This window comes from Aureisphaera galaxeae, assembly GCF_028561275.1.
In the GTDB taxonomy this organism is placed as follows: domain Bacteria; phylum Bacteroidota; class Bacteroidia; order Flavobacteriales; family Flavobacteriaceae; genus Aureisphaera; species Aureisphaera galaxeae.
Genome location: NZ_JAQQTF010000002.1, coordinates 535,219 through 551,918 on the forward strand (window position 1 = coordinate 535,219; position 16,700 = coordinate 551,918).

Here is a 16,700-nt window from a genome sequence, read left to right on the forward strand (position 1 = left end):
TGAATTTTCTAATTAAGAAATTAATAGCTGACGCCGTATCATTTTCAATTTTTGATAACTTTTCCCGTAAATACCTTTTGGCTTTTGGAATCTACCAACTTGAGGATATAAATGCCATCTGGAAATCGGGAAATATCTACTTGGAAGTTGTCTAATTCATCCTTATTGAGAGTATTGGCATACATTAATCCACGACTCATACTATAAATCTCAACTCTAAAATCGGATATGATTTCTTCCTTAAGTGAAATGGTAAACAGCCCTTTCGAAGGGTTTGGGAAAACACTCAATTCAATAGCATTGGTATCCTCTTCATAACGGGAGCTTAATCTTGGTTCATGCTTCTTAACCAAAGCTTGGTTAGATCCCTTTAGGGATGGAATACATCCTACGGATGTAGCACTCAATACAGAACCTATTTGAGCATGAAACCCCGGCAAAAATGTTAGTTCACTAGCATTGTACGAGGCCTCTGCACCTGAAAAAAGAGTATTGGTGGCAGTGATTGATCCCGATGCTTCTTGGAAGTCCGTTTCGCCTGAAAGAACATCATCTGTTATGGTTACATCTACTGGGCAATTGCCACTCCCAAGGGTATACGGAGAGGTATAGGACAATGCGTTACCGCTCCTATTGTCGGTCCAAACAGGATAAACACGGCCTCCTCTGGCCGATATACCCAAGTAATCCCCCATATATCCTCCAGCTAATCCTTGGATAGGTGCCGGTGTAAAAGAAACATCGCTTACCCTGAACTCGTCCCAGGTTTGGCCTCCATCCGTAGAATTGGCGACCCAAGTCTCCAAGTCGGTGCCGCCAACGTTCCGATCGTCATAAAAAATTACACTCAGATTACCTGTAACAGGGTCGCAGGTGATCCACGGGAAATACTGAACATTGCCCAGAGGATCTTGGTTTACCCTACTGGGGATGGACCACGTGTTGCCATTGTCTTGAGAGGAAATCATATAGATACTAATATCGTTTCCTGCTTTGGCGGCTGGCTTTTTCCCATTGATTGCCGGTGAGCCATTATTGGCCCAAACAAGGTATATAGTACCGTTATTTGGTCCTCCACTAAGATCCACCGTCATTACGGGAAAAGAATTGGTCCGCATAAATTTACTGTGAACAGGAGGGAACGCTCCTGGAACCCATCGTATTCCTTGAATGTTATTTAGAATACGAGTAGCAGGTTCGAAGCTTACACCCCCATCTGTAGACCGGGAAAAACCAATGGCGGTTTCCTTTGTTGTTTCCGGACTGGTATCATCATAGATAGCCCAAACAACATAGACTTCCCCATTGGGTCCTGTTTGGATATTTACGCCATGATTTGAAAATAATGCTTGTACATTATTACTTATACTTATTGGAGGGGTCCATGAGATACCATTATCTGTAGATTTGGAAAACTCAATCTGTCCATCGTTAATGCCATTGAAGTTTGTCCAAGCACTGTATGTATTACCTAGAAATGGACTTGTTGCAGTATTGTCAACCCATAAATGGTTTTTATCCAGTTTCCCAATGTCGGTAGCAACGCTGCTTGGAGTCCAAGTAGCACCATTATCGTATGAAATAGATACACCTTGGTTAAAACCTTCTTCGGTAATATACCCAACATAACTGGTTCCATTATTACTAATGGCTGCAGCTGGATCACTAATACTTTCGGGAACTCCATTTTCATCACCTATCCACGTTACTCCACCATCGAAGGAAAACAGTGCGTTTGTGCCGAGTCTCGTACTTCCTATTGTAGAATTATTTGCGTTTAAAACGGATTGATTGTCATCGGGATTAACGAATACGGAATTTTCACTTTGAGTAATGCCTTTGCCCGTAAGTAAAACGATGTCTGGGGAATCCATCATTCTATTCTTTTCTCCTACGTAAATGGGAGGTTTGGGAGGAGTGTCTGGATTGAAAGGGATGACTCCTTGTTCCGCTTTTTCCTTCCAATATCTCCAATTGTCAATTCTATAATCAACTTTTTCCTGACTATATAAACTGTGAACTGAAAGGAGTTGTGCTATAATAATTAAGAAAATATACCTTTTCATAACCTCTAGTTTTTATGGTTATTGGTATTTTCAGCTTTTAAGGCTTCCAAGTCTTCATTTAGTTGGATAACATAAAGGGTTAACTCCTCCACCTTTTCCAAAAGTTTGGCATTCATCTCACTTACATTGTATCCTTCTTTGGCCACGGTTTCGGCAGAAGGCATGTTTGGTAAATGCCCAAGGGTTTTAATTTCTTTTTCCAATTGGGAAAGTGGGAGCAGAGAATAGGTTTCTTCAAAAACATAGTCAGGCCAATTGGCATAGGTTTCTATCTTTAACTCCTCACCAATGATCTTTCCTTTTACAGAAAGCGCATATCCGGGTTCAATGATTTCGTATCCTCCAACACCTAAGGCTCCCGTAACTTCCATTTTTGGGCCTTCTACCACAACACCGGCATCAAAATCCCCACCGAAGTTTATCTTGAGTAACGATTGATTGGTGGTCGTCACTTCCGGAACCAAAGCTTTTTTCCAAACTAGGTCGCCAGCACCGAACCTACGCATTTGTAAGTCACCCGAATTCTGTCTTAGCTTAAAACCGCCATTACCTAGGTTTCCATTTACATCTAACCTCTTTTCAGGGGTAGTCGTTCCAATCCCAATTTTACCGTCATTGGTAATACGCATCCGTTCATTTATCTGGGCGCTGGTAGTAAGATCGGACATGGTTCCAAATAATATATTTCCATCTCCTCCTCGAATGGAAAAGTCACCAGCAGCGGCAGTCGTAAAAAACTGACCGGAAGCCGTAGCCAATCCAAAACTCGGACGATAAAGCAATTCTAGATCAGATACTTCAGAAGAAAGATGATCTTGAGAAAAAATAATACTAGGAGCAACACCAGAAAATAAAGCCTGATCTCCACTAGGGCTATGTACATGCAATTGCTTTCTGGGCGTGTTGGTTCCCAAACCAACATCCCCGCTCGCAGGAACTGTGTTTTGGGCTTGAATCATTGAAGGGATACATAAAGATCCCATAAAAAGGGCTATAATTAATATTTTATTTTTCATAGAATTAAAATTTAGAATTGATAAAATGTGTATTGAACAATTTGAATAAATGCTATGGCTTATTACGTATAAAGGAGCTCCATTCCATAGAATTTAAATTTGGAAAATGAAGGTGCACGACTTCTTAATCCATTTCGAAAGTAGGCCTAAAAAGTAAGCGTAAAAAGGAAGTATTTATCAGTTTTATAAAATTGATGCCCCATAAAATTTGGGATTTAGTAAGTTCAATTGGAAATGGACTAAGTATCGCCAAAATGAAATTTAATAAACTGATAATCAGTATTCTGATTTAGAATATTCTCACTCAATTTTATGAAATTGACAGTCACTCTTTTTGTCAAATGCTATGTGAACAATTACTTTTATTTCTGTTTAACTTAAATCGCATTTTACTATGAAAAAGATCTTTTTTCTACTATCGTTTTTTTCCCTTTTTAATTTGAGTGGTTTTGCCAATCCTTCAGATTTTTATGCCTTTTCACCCCATCCTCATTATGGTCATATTGAGATTGTGGTTTCAGATGTTCCGGGAGGAGAACAGGATGTCTCCATGACGGTGAATAACCTTCCTCCTCAAATTTCACAAACGGATTATGTCATCTTTCATGTTATCGTACAAAACAATAGTATCGCTTGTACGCCAGAATTCAACTTAGACATGATCCAATCATCGGGTTGGCATGTTAATGTGTCTACTTGTAACGAATATCGCGGGGGATTGGGCGGCGTAGTTATTCCACCTGTGTGTACAAGTGGTACACAGACATTCACTTTTCAGCAACTTACGCTTCCCGTAGATGGGCCAGCCAATCTTTTAACAGGAGGGGCCAATGCGTTCGATTTTGACCTTTTCGAGCAATCTAGCGGGAAATGGCTAGCCTCTTCAGTTCTAAATTTGAACATTTCCGTGCCTAGCCAAGATCCCCTACGTCATTGTAATACGGGAAGATTGGTAGCGGAAACTTCAAAGAAAATAAGTATATACCCCAACCCTTTCACCGATACCGTACGATTTGATGTGAGCAACCAAAAATTCTCATCTTCGGTACTTTTGGAAATCTACAATAACAAAGGAATTCTATCGGATTCCAAAATCTACAGGGGAAAGCAATTACAAGAGTTGGAGTATCAAAATAATGGGTTGCGTTCTGGTGTGTATTATTATAAAATTATTTCCCAGGATCAAGTGATTAATGGAACCCTGATACGCAAGTAATTAAGGTTCTTTGCTGCATTGTTTTATGTAATAGGACAGGCTTAGTTGGGTGTGCTTTTTAAACGCCGAGTTTAAGGTATTCACACTTTTATACCCCGTTTCCTCTGCAATAGCCTTAATGGTGTACATACGGAAACGGGGATTTTCTTTTACTTGGTCCATGACAAAGGCAATTCGAAGTTCATTAATGTATTCCTTAAAGGTTTTTTGCTTGTAGGAGTTAATGATTTTGGATAGGTAAGAGGTGTTCGTTTTTAGCTTCGTTGCGGTTTTGTGCAAACTGCAGTCGGTTTTCAGGAAGAACTGCCTCTCTTCCAGTTTTTGCAATTGCATAAGTATTTTATGGGCCTTTTCGTCGGATATGATGCTGTTGGGTGCAGTAGGTTCCTTCTTTTCATCTTGCATTTTCTCCATGAGCAGACGGAATTTCTTCCGGTTACGGGAAAGATTGTAGCGATAGAAAGAAAAGGAGCCCAGGAGAGAAGCCAATAAGATGAAAATGAATATTCTGGTTCGTTTCAGCCGTGCCGATTTTGTCTCATTATCGGTTATGAGCTGTTCATTGGTTTCGGTAAGATCTTCGTTAATTAGGTCACGAGTTAATACATTTTCCTTGTGAATGGAATCGGTAATTTTGATGCGAAGCGAACTGTACTTCAAAACTTCTTGGTTGTCATTCAATCGCCTTGCCAAATCCACCGCCAAATCGCAGATTTCAATAAAAACATCGGAATACACATTTTCTTCCGCATGGGAAACTGCATTTCCCAAAGTCGATAAGGCTTGATCATAGTTTTTCTGCCCCTTAAGAGCTTCTGCCATAAAGAGATGAATGTGAAAATAAATATGACTCTTGGTAATGTTCTCATTTTGGAAGATTTCCTTGGCCACTTCATGGTGGTCTAAGGCAATATCGTAATCCCCTTGATCTGAATACGCCTTACCCATACCCGATAATAGCATAGCGCGATCCCTAAAGGCATTCTCCATTCCAAATTCGGCAATCTTATGCAACCCTTCTTTGTAATACTGTATGGCTTTTTCGGTATCGCCCAATTCCCGGTGGCAAATTCCCAGTACGTTCAATGCATTGATGTAAGATCCTTTGTAGGCATCAATTTGTTGGTATCCTTCAGATTTTAATAGTGTCAATACTTGATGGTAAATGTCGATCCCTTCTTTAAACTGCTTCAGCTCCTTCCTTACATGACCAATGGCTTGTAGCGAATAAATTTCTTCTTCCTTCAAGTTGGATTCCCTAGCGGTTTTAAGGGCTTGCAAATAGGAGGAAAGTGCACTTTCATAGTTGCCTTGTTCAAACTCCGAATTTCCCCTTAGAATACGCGTTCTCGATATCTTTTTGGGATCACCTATGTTATGGGCGGCTACTAGTGCCGAGTCTGCGTATTGGGTGGCAATATGAAATTCGGATTTTGTATGATGATAGTAGAGGCCCGATAGATAATGAGCGTTATAGATGATGGTATCGTTCTTCGATGTTTTCCCACGCTGTAGATAAAGCTGATTATAATTTGAAAACGAAGTGGAGGTATCGCTCAAACGTTTAAAAAGGAACATTTTGGCTCCATCCGCGGATCCCTTGAGCATTAAATTTCGCTTTTCTTCCTCCGAAGTAGGCACTTGAGTATCCGATTGTCCATATAATTGTTTACTCGACCAAAAGAAAAGAAAGCCAACAACCGCCAAACATCTATATCGATATAGCTTGGAAGGTTTGGGGATGAATGTCTTCAAAATGGTATACTTAGGGTTAGTGGGAGAAAGTAGGCGAGCACTTTCTACTGTTGTTAAAGATACTTAACACTGTTGAATTTTAATCCCACTTTTTGCTTCTACTCGTTATTCGCTTTCAATAAACTAACAGAAATGGTCGCATAATCGGTATTCGGGAATTTTCTGAATTGATCCATATCGGGCGTTAGACCCGCTTCGCGAATCAATTCAAGAAACTCGTCGATTTCGATAATGTACTGATCGGAATAGCCGTGGGTAAGATCATAGGCCGTGGCCGAAGTTTTTCCAACGTTAGCAGCAGCCAGTTCCGGTTTTACGGTGTGTAGTTCTATCAACAGCAGTCCAAATTTGCCTACATAAGGAGTCCATTTTTCGATATGCTCTTTAAAGGATTCGGCCACCAGATTGTTGTCAATTCTTTTGCCTTTGTAAGCATAGGCTCCGGTGGACGCCGTAACCCTAGATGGGCTACTGTGTGGATCCTCCCAAATACGGTTATGATCCAGAAAGGACCGTACATTCAGTAAGTCCTCTAATTGAATGTCGTAATTTTCCTTTAAGTCTTGGGCCAACAACTTCGGATTTCCGATATCGCCCCAAATGATCTTAGCCCATATATCGGCCTGAATGAGTCGGGTTCGGGCCACTTTTAGAGCTGCTTTGTTGTAGTCTACTCCAATGATCTGTAATGGATATTCATCTAAAAGGGTGCCTCTTAGGGTTCTATTTTCAATTACCGAAAAAAGATGCTGAAGAAAGGCTCCATTACCGCAGCCCATATCCAAAAGACCCTTGGGTTGCTCGTTGATGGGCTTATTGAAAAGATCAATGATAATTTCATCCACCACCTTAAAGTAGGAACTATGCGCACCACCACTTCCCCAGATATTCATTTCACGATCTACATGGATTTCGTCCGATCCACTACTGCTTTGCAGGATCAATGGATTTCCAAAAATTAAATCATCTAATTTCCGGAGGGTAGGGATATAGGAAACCGTGACACCGTAGGCACTGGCGCGTTTGGCAAAGAACAATCCGAAATCGGTGAAGGCGTAGGAACCATTTTTCATGGTAAACCAACCCATCTCAGCAAGTATTTGCAGCAATCTATCGAAGTCTTCATAGTTTTCATGGAATTCTTCTGGTCTAAATCTAGATTCCATGAAATATTTGTGAAACATACCTCCCATACCCAAGTGAACAGCTGTAGGGCCAACGATAATTCCTGCGATATGAGTTAAAATCTGCTCTTGAATGCTTTTATGAAGTCCATTTTCGGATAAAGTAATCCCGAAATTCGATTTGTATCTTTTGTAAATGCTTTCCAGCTTCACAAAGGGTTCTATTTCAAATTTTCGCGGATGGTAGTGCTCCGACATTTTCATCAGGTCCGTCACATCTTCATAGAGATGAAAATGACTGAAGGCTATCCCTGATCGTTCATTTATTTTGTAGTGAACCGAGCCCGTTGTATTGTCCACATGATGGTCCAGCCATCCTTGCGAACACAGACCTCTTAGTGCAATGTTCAGATATCCTTCATTGGCTTTGAATCTAGTCGAGAGGTCTTGTAAGGTTGTTTCTTTGTTTTCCAGTAAATAATCGGTTACTCCATGTTTTAGTAGGGTATAAGCGGTTGGCGCGATTACGATGCCGTCTAGGTGACGGAACAGTTTACCTCGTAAGGTTGCTTTTTGATCTGAATTCATAGGAATTGAAATAGCTACAACGGTCTTGAATATTAAACGTACGTTTTTAATGAACGATTTTTGCTTGAGGAGATGCTTGTATAAATGTACTATAAATTTAACTCCATTAGCCTCCGTTTCTTCAAAATTTGTACATTCGGTATTAGGAAACAGTGGTATGCGACAGGCTTTTTTATGGATTACGTTGGTTACTTTAAGTTCCTGTCAGTGGTTTGACACCGAAAAAATCTCATCGGAAACTTTTTACGAAGAAGAATTGAAGGCCATTGATTGGGAAGACGTAGATCAGTACCCCACCTTCAAGGACTGTGACCATATTACCGAAAAGGAAGCACAAAAGCAATGTTTCGAAACCACCTTGGCGACTCCTATTTATCGTACCATTTCTTCAAAAAAACTGGTAACCCATCACGACCTTAACGATACGGTTTGGGTGCGTTTCAGTATTACTAAAGAAGGGGCTTTTTCCAACGTAGAAACGGAGATGGACAGTGCATTGCAAGTACAGATTCCCTTATTGGAGTCTTGGATTCGCCAAAGTATGGATTCCCTGCCGAAAATGGCTCCGGCTTACAAAAGAGGCATACCCGTAGAGACCCGTTTTGGATTGCCTATTGTCGTAAAGACCGAGAAGGCTAAAGGTTGAATTTGTATCCTACTACGAAATCCATAGGGAACTCCCCATTGTCATTTAAATTTAAAGCTAGGATATCGTAATATCCTAGGGTGATGTATCCTTTTCCAATAGGAATATCGGCTCCTATTCCGAAGGAAAAAGGTGCTTGGAATTCCCCACCCGACTTCGTAAAAGTCTCCACAGTATCGGGATTGCTGTCGGGATCTGGAATGTTGGGCGATATGTATACGTAGTCCGCAATCTTGGTGTTCACGAATATATCTACCACATCGGTATACACGAACTTAAAGCGGTAGTTGAATGAAAATTGTGAAGAGTTTACATCGTAGTCGCTAGAAGCCACTATCTGACGGAATTGAAACAACAGACTGTGCCTTTTTAATCCGGCTTCATCTATAAGCTCAAAATCAACACCAAATTGAGGAAGCAGTGTATTATCAGGATTCGGGATATAAGGATAATTGGTCATCCCTGCAAAACCACCCAACCGTGCTTTAAGCACTACTTTTTGTTCTTCCATATAAAAGGTTGGGTCCACTGCTCGGTTATAAGCAATATAGAACCGGCGTAAGCTGGGAAGGGTTAGGTTTACTTTATTATCCGTTAAGGTAGGATGATTGGAAGTTTGTTCGGCAAGTACCGTCTTGTACTCTTCCTGATACTCTTTATTTACCCTCGTATTTTTGAGCTCTTGGATGTCGTCCCCTTTTTTGGAGAAGTATCGGTATTCCCCATCTATGATATTCCATAGTAGGGTGAGCTCTCCTTCTACTTCAACATTTAGGGAATAGCCATTACCATCTATTTCATATACTTGCTGGCCAAAAAGCCCTAAAGAAATGAAAAGGGCAAGGAGTAAGGGAAAGCGCTTCATAACTAAAGATTTGGATTAGTTAAAGGTAAAAAAATAATTGAAACCCCTTATTTGCTGTGGGTTCGGTCTTTCCAAGTATAGGGGCCTCCCAAGCTTCCAAAAACCACACTCATAATGATAAACGGATAGGTGAGTACGGATACAAAGGAGGGGAAGAACGACAATCGTTTTTTAAAGAAACGCGCCATGGTCGTAAGCGCCAATACATCCAACACCAGCTTCAGGAGCATAAATGAAACGTATGCGGAACCTGTCTTGGGAAAGAAGGAAAACCCTAATAAGGAAACCAAAAAAAGAAAATTGGCAAAGAAGACGATTACACCGATTACCTTTACCCATGTATTTTTTTGTTCCGAAATTTTAGAAGCCCAACGGATACGTTGTTGAATGGCCTTGCCCCAGGTCCCTTCGGGATCGGTCATGACGCTGGCATCATGATACTTGAGAAACCGAATACCTTTTGGATTCACCTTTTGCACTTTTTCCAACAAAAAGACATCGTCTCCGCTGGCAATATGGTCGTTACCCTCGTATCCCTGTACTTCTTCAAATATTTCTTTTGTATAGGCCAGGTTGGCACCGTTATTCAACAAGGGGGTTTTCCAACCAAAACTCCCCATGGCGACCAATTGAAGGCTAAGTCCGTCCAGTACCTGAAATTGTCCCAATACCGAAGCCCCATTTCTGTATTGTACCGGACCACAAACCATTTGGGGCTGGGATGCTTCGATGCATTGGTTAAAATGCTGAAGCCACATTTGGGGAACGAGACAATCGGCATCGGTAGTTAGGATCCAGTCGAATTTGGCTTTTTCAATTCCCAATCGGAGCGCATCTTTTTTTGGGGAGCCAGAGGTTCTTTTGTTTTGAAGAATCCTGAAGTTGAACTTTACCTCTCTTCGGGATGCATAAAGCAGTTCCTCTCCATTGTCATCAGAATCATCGTTTATGAATAACACTTCATAAAAATCCTTTGGGTAGTCAAGTCGGGAAAGGGATCCCAATAATTCGGGGATGTTTTTGGCTTCGTTTCTAAAGGGGATAATGATGGAAAACCGAGTTTGGGGCGGTGTTTTCTTGGGCTCGGTATTCGGTAGCTTATAAAAGCCTCTAATAAGCCACAACAGGGTGATTAGATACAGGAGGATTCCAATAAATAAAACAAGCGTCATGAGGATTTGTAGGTTAGGACGTAGGGGCTACCCCAAAGGGCAGGTACGACAAAATTGAACAGCCAAGAAGTCATAACAGCACATACTACGGTAATTTCGTCTACGCCTACCAGCGAAAAAAGCCAGATGGCTACACCACCCCGAATGATGACGTCTAAAATAAGGAACGAGGGGATGATAGAAACAAACAAGTACATAACAAAAATAAGAGGCATAGCAGTTCTTATATCTAGGGCTGCATTAAAATAGTTAAGCATTACAAAGAATAGCGATCCGAAAATAGAGTAACGCAAAACGGAAAACAAGAGTGTTTTAAGTTTCACGGAAATAGGGAAACTTTTATAGTACCTCATGATATTTCCAAAGGTAAGGCCTTTTAATAGTAACTCCCTCTCTTTCAGTAAATAACCTGCTGTTACTAGGCCCATTAGCCCTATTAGGGATAGTAGTATTTTAGTAAGGGAAAAGGAGATGAATTCCCATCGAAATAGCGCTGCAAGGCCGATTATTCCTACAAATAGCGTCACGAACATCTGATTTAGATTCGAATAGAGCGTAAGTAGTAATACTCTTTTGCGCTTTTTCCTTTCAAAAAAGTAGGCCTTTGCACCGTATTCCCCTATACGATTTGGGGTTGCCAAGGATACGGTAAAGGCGGCCAAACTTTGCTTTGTAGCTTCACCAAACGAGAGCCGCTCTAAGGTGTTGGCCAAGGAGTGCCATTTCCATATTTCAAAAAACCAATTTCCGGCGGCAAGCCCTAAAAAAAGAAGGAAAGGTGTCCATGGTTTCTGGGAAAGAATGGAGGTAAATTGAGACAGCGAAAGACTCTCATTTCTTGAAAATTTCAAATATATATACGTGAAAGTGATGCATAAAATCAAAACTTTTAGGGCAATCAAGCCATAATGCTTAGCTTTGTTGGAGAGGGCTGCCATGGGTAGCTAAAGTAGTGAAACGCACGAAAATTAAGACGGAGTGGCTTCAGAAAAAATCATACTTGGCATAGATCCCGGAACGACCATCATGGGGTTTGGACTCATAAAGGTTATTGGGAAGAAGATGGAGTTTCTCCAGCTGCACGAATTGCAATTGTCCAAATACGATGATCATTACGTGCGCCTAAAACACATTTTTGAACGTACCGTCCATCTTATCGATACCTATCATCCCGATGAGATTGCCATCGAAGCGCCCTTTTTCGGTAAGAATGTACAATCCATGCTCAAGTTGGGTCGTGCACAAGGAGTGGCTATGGCGGCCGGATTGTCCCGGGAAGTTCCCATTACCGAATATTCCCCCAAAAAAATAAAAATGGCTATTACTGGTAATGGAAATGCCAGCAAAGAACAAGTAGCCAAAATGCTGCAGAGTGTCTTGGGGATAAAGGAGCTTCCCAAGAATCTGGATAGTACCGATGGACTCGCCGCGGCAGTATGCCACTTTTACAATGCAGGTAGGATAGATGTTGGCAAAAGTTACAGTGGTTGGGCCGCCTTCGTAAAACAAAATGAAGACCGGATTAAGAAGTAATCAATTGTAGGATTTGGAGACTTCCCAAACATATTGTCGGAATTGCGAAACTCCTTTAGAACAAGCGTATTGTTCCCAATGCGGTCAGCGAGCTGCTGTGCATAAAGTTACGTTCAAAGAAACCTTTAGTGATGTGGCTTCTGGATTGTTTTCGTTCGAAGCCCCATTTTGGAGAACCTTAAAACTATTGTTCGTAAATCCTGGGCGGCTTTTTAGGGAATACCTTGCGGGAAAGAGGAAATCTTACTTTAAGCCAGTTTCCTTTTTCATCCTCCTTACCGTAGCCCACCTATTGATACGATCTTTATTGGATTACGATCCCATGGGTGATATTCCCGATGACCCCAATGCAAGAGTCAATTTATTTCGGGAAGCGGGACAGTTCATGGTGCAGCACATTAACAATATCCTTTTTGTGTTTGTCTTTACGCTCTCCTTGTTCATGAAACTGTTTTTCTATAAGAAGTATAGCTGGGCCGAGTACATGGCCATAGCGTTCTACTTGGTAGGGATTTATATCTTTTTGGGTACTATACATCAATTTTTCCTAAAATTTTTAGATTCTAAGATGCAGTTCCTTACCATGGTTATTATGTTGCTTTATTTTGTCTATGCGATGATTTCCTTATTTCAAAAAAAGAAGTTTTTGGTTGGATTTCAGGCGCTTTGTGCATACGTCTTTGGAACTATTTTTTATGTAATTCTGGGCTTTGGGTTGGCATTGCTGATCGTTTATTTCTCCTAATATGGCAGGTATCTACTTACATATCCCCTTCTGCAAACAAGCCTGTCATTACTGTGACTTTCACTTCTCCACTTCGCTGAAAAAAAAGGAGGCACTGGTAAATGCCCTTTGCAAAGAGTTGATCTTACGAAAAGAGGAGCTATCGGATACGGTACAAACCATATATTTTGGCGGTGGAACACCCTCTCTGCTTTCGACCAAGGAGTTGAATAAGATTTTTAAAACCATTTACGACCACTATACCGTTTCGGAAACTGCAGAAATCACCTTGGAAGCCAATCCCGACGACCTTACCGAAGAATATGTGGTGCAATTGTCCCGAGGGCTCATTAATCGTTTGAGTATTGGCGTACAATCGTTTTTTGAAGAAGATTTAAAATTGATGAACCGTGCCCATAATGTGCAAGAAGCCGTTCAATGCATTGCGTATGCCAAGGATTTCTTTGAAAATATAAGCATCGATCTCATTTATGGAATTCCCGGGATGACCGATGAGCGTTGGTTGAAGAACCTTCGAAAAGCAATGGATTTGGATATTCCACACCTTTCTTGCTATGCCCTAACGGTAGAGCCTAAAACGGCATTGAAGTCCTTTATTGAAAAAGGGCTTGTCGACCCTGTCGATGATGAGATGGCACAGGCCCATCATGCACAATTGATAGCACATACCGAACAGGGAGGATATGCGAATTACGAATTTTCCAATTTCGGAAAGCCAGGATTCGAGTCACAGAACAATATGGCGTATTGGATGGGAAAACCCTATTTGGGTATTGGCCCTTCCGCGCATAGCTACGATGGGAACGTCCGAGCCTGGAATGTGGCTAACAATATAAAGTACATTAAAGAAATTGAGGAAGGCAACCTTCCGCAAGAAAGGGAATCCCTTACGACAAAGGATAAGTACAATGAATATGTAATGACCCGACTACGAACGCAAAATGGTATTCGTTTGAGTGAGGTACAAGACGAATTCGGAAGCATTTACAAGGACTATCTTATGCAGCAGGCAACGGCCCATCTTAGGGATGACTTGCTTATTTTAGAAGGAGACCGCATGCACGTAACCAAGAAGGGAAAGTTCTTAAGCGATGGGATAGCGAGCGATTTATTCATGTTACAACTAGGATAAATGAAAGCAAAGTACGATCGTATAGGAGAGGGATATAATGCTACACGCAAAGCAGATCCTTATCTTTTTTCAAGACTACTAACGCATTTGAACCCAGATCCGGATGGAAGGTATTTGGATGTAGGATGTGGTACTGGGAATTACACTAAAGAATTCGACAAGCGAGGTTTTGCTTTTACAGGAATGGATCCCTCCCGTCAAATGTTAGATGAGGCCAAAAATGGAGAAAACGAGGTGCAATGGGTACAGGGAAGTGCCGATTCCTTACCTTTTGCCGATGCCTTTTTCGATGGAGTCGTAGCCACACTTACCCTGCATCATTGGGGCGATCTTAGACCTGGATTTCAGGAAGTGTACAGGGTGTTGAAACCGGGAACCAAATGGGTGATCTTTACCTCAGATCCCGTGCAAATGTCCCATTATTGGCTATGCCATTACTTTCCAGAATTAATGCGCAAGGGTATCGAGCAAATGCCAAAAATTAAAACCATTACCCAAACCCTAACCGAAGTTGGGTTTACAGGAATTACTTCTGAATTATACTCTGTGCAGGAAGACCTTCAGGATTTGTTTCTCTATTCTGGGAAACATCAACCAGAACGATACTTCGATAAAGACCTTAGAAGGGGGATTTCTACTTTTTCAGATCTGGCCAACGCTTCCGAAGTGAGCGCGGGACTCGCACAACTTCGTAAGGACATAGATTCCGGGAAAATAGAGGAGGTAATTCGAGAATGGGAATATGACGGAGGTGACTATATTTATCTCATTGCTAACAAGGAATAATACTATATTGCAGGAGTGAAAACGATAGTTCATATACACGATACCCCTTACGAAGTGGATCTTTCCAATCCGCTGGATATTTCCATTCCCTTACAAGCGGCTCCCGAAAATCCAAACGCATGGTATGTGGACGCGCCGGTCATAAAACCAGTGGAAATGGAAGGTTGGGTAGGAAAAGTAAGTGAAGGGGCTTCGGTCAATTTTAACGACATCTATTTCAACCCACATGCCCATGGCACTCATACGGAATGTGTGGGGCATATCACGGAGGAGTTTTATTCCGTGAACCGCGCATTAACCCATTTTTTCTTTTTGGCAGAGGTGATTTCAGTAACTCCAGAAGAAAGGGGAGCCGATGAGGTGATCACTTTAGAAAATGTTCAAAAACTTCTTGATGGAAAGACGCCAGAAGCCTTGGTCATTCGCACGCTACCCAATCCTACTTCAAAAAAAGAGAAACAGTATTCCCACAGCAATTGGCCGTATCTCGAAGAGGCATTGGCAAGGTATCTCTGTGAAATAGGGATGCAACATTTATTGATCGACCTACCTTCGGTGGACAAGGAAAAAGATGAAGGACAATTATTGGCTCACAAAGCCTTTTGGAATTATCCCACTGCCATACGTCATGAGGCCACTATTACTGAATTCATTTACGTGCCCGAAGCGATAGAAGATGGATCTTATTTACTGAATCTTCAGATTGCCTCTTTCGAAAATGATGCCACTCCCAGCAAACCTGTGCTGTACCAAATAAAATAGTTATGAAAACAACCCTCAAATTGGAAGAACTCGCCCAATTCGGATTGGGCATTGCCCTTTTCTCCACCCTGGACTATGCCTGGTGGTGGTTCTTGGTGCTGTTTTTGGCACCGGATATAGGAATGCTAGGATATTTGGTGAATACCAAAGTAGGAGCTACACTTTACAACCTGTTTCACCATAAAGGAATTGCCATTGCTTTTATTTTGTTGGGAATGTTTTACTTGGGAGATTTGTATACCCTAATAGGAACCATTTTATTTGCACATGCCGCCTTTGATCGGGCTTTGGGCTACGGCTTGAAATACCCCGATAGCTTTCACAGCACCCACTTAGGCCGTATTGGAAGAGAAGAATGAGAAAAGCTGCCCTCATAGTATGCCTCGTATTTTTTTGTGCCCCCTTATCCATAGCCCAAGACTATGAAGGGGTGGATGCAACGATCGAGTTGTATCCCAAACGATTCAAGTCGGCAGAAGAACTTTCATCCTTTATTAGTCGGGACTTTCAGATGGAGGAGGAAAAAGTCAGGGCCATTTATACATGGATCATTCAAAATGTGGCCTACGAACCCGACGAATACAAAAAGTTCAATTTTAATTTCAAAAACTATCGGGAACGAAACCAAAAAGAGGAAAAGACCCGAAAAAAAGTGATTGCGAGAACCCTTCAGGAAGGAATCGCTGTATGCGAAGGATATGCTATGCTGTTCGAACGCCTTTGCGAATTGCAGGGAATCTCTAATTATTTGGTGCGCGGTGATATAAAAACCCATTTTAACGATATAGGCCGTCCTTTCAGAAAAACCCATATGTGGAATGTGGCATACATAGATGGCAAGCCGTATCTTTTCGATCCCACTTGGGGCGCTGGGAAGTACCGGGAAAAATTTATAAAAGAACCTTCGTACTTTTACTACAAAACGCCCCCCGAGCTTTTTATAAACACCCATTATCCGCACCAAGGAGAAGATACGTTCATAGATCCGGGATTTTCTAAGCAAGATTTTGCGAACATGCCATTTATCATCTCCCACGATGTAACATTGCAGCAATTGAACAGACAAAAAGAAGGAGTAATTTCCTCTCAAGTGGACGACGGAACCATACCGTTTAGCATACAAGTAAATGATGTAGAACGTGTTTCGTATTCCTATACCTTGGGCAAGGAAGTAAAGGAAGCAGAAATCTCTAAAGGGGATACGTTAGATTTTTCCATTCCCATAGAGTTGGGTAGTGAAAACCTTTTGATTTATTTTAACGACAAACCCGCTTTGGGCTACAAAATCAAGTAA

Annotated in this window: 16 protein-coding genes; 9 read left to right on the forward strand and 7 right to left on the reverse strand. The window is 41.5% G+C overall.

What is annotated here, in order from left to right; all coding sequences use genetic code 11:
• Positions 1-44: 44 nt before the first annotated feature.
• Together POV27_RS02250 and POV27_RS02255 are read right to left on the reverse strand one after the other, a co-directional pair.
• Positions 45-2,066 (reverse strand): 3-coathanger stack domain-containing protein, encoded by a 2,022-nt coding sequence (locus POV27_RS02250; RefSeq protein ID WP_272861108.1) that lies wholly within the window; start codon positions 2,064-2,066, stop codon positions 45-47.
• A gap of 5 nt (positions 2,067-2,071) precedes the next feature.
• Positions 2,072-3,082: a hypothetical protein gene (locus tag POV27_RS02255; RefSeq protein WP_272861109.1), complete on the reverse strand. Its 1,011-nt coding sequence runs from the start codon at positions 3,080-3,082 to the stop codon at positions 2,072-2,074.
• 394 nt (positions 3,083-3,476) lie between these two features.
• Between POV27_RS02255 and POV27_RS02260 the strand changes: the two genes are divergently transcribed.
• The gene (locus tag POV27_RS02260; RefSeq protein ID WP_272861110.1) at positions 3,477-4,298 is read left to right on the forward strand and encodes a T9SS type A sorting domain-containing protein; all 822 of its coding nucleotides are present in this window, start codon (positions 3,477-3,479) and stop codon (positions 4,296-4,298) included.
• Here POV27_RS02260 and POV27_RS02265 read toward each other — a convergent pair whose 3' ends face one another.
• Positions 4,299-6,053, reverse strand: a complete 1,755-nt coding sequence (locus POV27_RS02265; RefSeq protein ID WP_272861111.1) for an AraC family transcriptional regulator — start codon at positions 6,051-6,053, stop codon at positions 4,299-4,301.
• Positions 6,054-6,151: 98 nt separating this feature from the next.
• Positions 6,152-7,765, reverse strand: coding sequence for a class I SAM-dependent methyltransferase (locus POV27_RS02270; RefSeq protein WP_272861112.1), 1,614 nt, complete (start codon positions 7,763-7,765; stop codon positions 6,152-6,154).
• Between the two features lie 157 nt (positions 7,766-7,922).
• Here POV27_RS02270 and POV27_RS02275 point away from each other — a divergent pair, with 157 nt between their 5' ends.
• Positions 7,923-8,411, forward strand: coding sequence for a hypothetical protein (locus POV27_RS02275; RefSeq protein WP_272861113.1), 489 nt, complete (start codon positions 7,923-7,925; stop codon positions 8,409-8,411).
• Here the strand turns inward: POV27_RS02275 and POV27_RS02280 are convergent.
• The 3 genes from POV27_RS02280 to POV27_RS02290 are packed head-to-tail and all read right to left on the reverse strand — an operon-like array spanning position 8,401 to position 11,299.
• The gene (locus POV27_RS02280) at positions 8,401-9,276 is read right to left on the reverse strand and encodes a hypothetical protein (protein ID WP_272861114.1); all 876 of its coding nucleotides are present in this window, start codon (positions 9,274-9,276) and stop codon (positions 8,401-8,403) included. The two genes, POV27_RS02275 and POV27_RS02280, sit on opposite strands and share 11 nt — an antisense overlap.
• A 47-nt stretch (positions 9,277-9,323) precedes the next feature.
• A complete protein-coding gene (locus POV27_RS02285) occupies positions 9,324-10,448 on the reverse strand; it encodes a glycosyltransferase family 2 protein (RefSeq protein ID WP_272861115.1) in 1,125 nt (374 codons plus the stop codon).
• A complete protein-coding gene (locus tag POV27_RS02290; protein WP_272861116.1) occupies positions 10,445-11,299 on the reverse strand; it encodes a lysylphosphatidylglycerol synthase domain-containing protein in 855 nt (284 codons plus the stop codon). Before POV27_RS02290 ends, POV27_RS02285 begins: the two co-directional genes overlap by 4 nt.
• Before the next feature lie 127 nt (positions 11,300-11,426).
• Here POV27_RS02290 and ruvC point away from each other — a divergent pair, with 127 nt between their 5' ends.
• The 7 genes from ruvC to POV27_RS02325 all read left to right on the forward strand — a co-directional run bounded on the left by ruvC (position 11,427) and on the right by POV27_RS02325 (position 16,700).
• Positions 11,427-11,981 (forward strand): crossover junction endodeoxyribonuclease RuvC, encoded by a 555-nt coding sequence (gene ruvC / locus POV27_RS02295; protein ID WP_272861117.1) that lies wholly within the window; start codon positions 11,427-11,429, stop codon positions 11,979-11,981.
• A gap of 97 nt (positions 11,982-12,078) precedes the next feature.
• On the forward strand, positions 12,079-12,726 hold the full coding sequence (locus POV27_RS02300; protein ID WP_272861118.1) for a DUF3667 domain-containing protein: 648 nt from the start codon (positions 12,079-12,081) through the stop codon (positions 12,724-12,726).
• Between the two features lies 1 nt (position 12,727).
• Positions 12,728-13,858 (forward strand): radical SAM family heme chaperone HemW, encoded by a 1,131-nt coding sequence (gene hemW / locus POV27_RS02305; protein WP_272861119.1) that lies wholly within the window; start codon positions 12,728-12,730, stop codon positions 13,856-13,858.
• Positions 13,859-14,644, forward strand: coding sequence for a class I SAM-dependent methyltransferase (locus POV27_RS02310; protein ID WP_272861120.1), 786 nt, complete (start codon positions 13,859-13,861; stop codon positions 14,642-14,644).
• Positions 14,645-14,659: 15 nt separating this feature from the next.
• The gene (locus POV27_RS02315) at positions 14,660-15,406 is read left to right on the forward strand and encodes a cyclase family protein (RefSeq protein WP_272861121.1); all 747 of its coding nucleotides are present in this window, start codon (positions 14,660-14,662) and stop codon (positions 15,404-15,406) included.
• Positions 15,407-15,408: 2 nt separating this feature from the next.
• The gene (locus POV27_RS02320) at positions 15,409-15,765 is read left to right on the forward strand and encodes a DUF4260 domain-containing protein (protein ID WP_272861122.1); all 357 of its coding nucleotides are present in this window, start codon (positions 15,409-15,411) and stop codon (positions 15,763-15,765) included.
• Positions 15,762-16,700, forward strand: coding sequence for a transglutaminase domain-containing protein (locus tag POV27_RS02325; protein WP_272861123.1), 939 nt, complete (start codon positions 15,762-15,764; stop codon positions 16,698-16,700). Before POV27_RS02320 ends, POV27_RS02325 begins: the two co-directional genes overlap by 4 nt.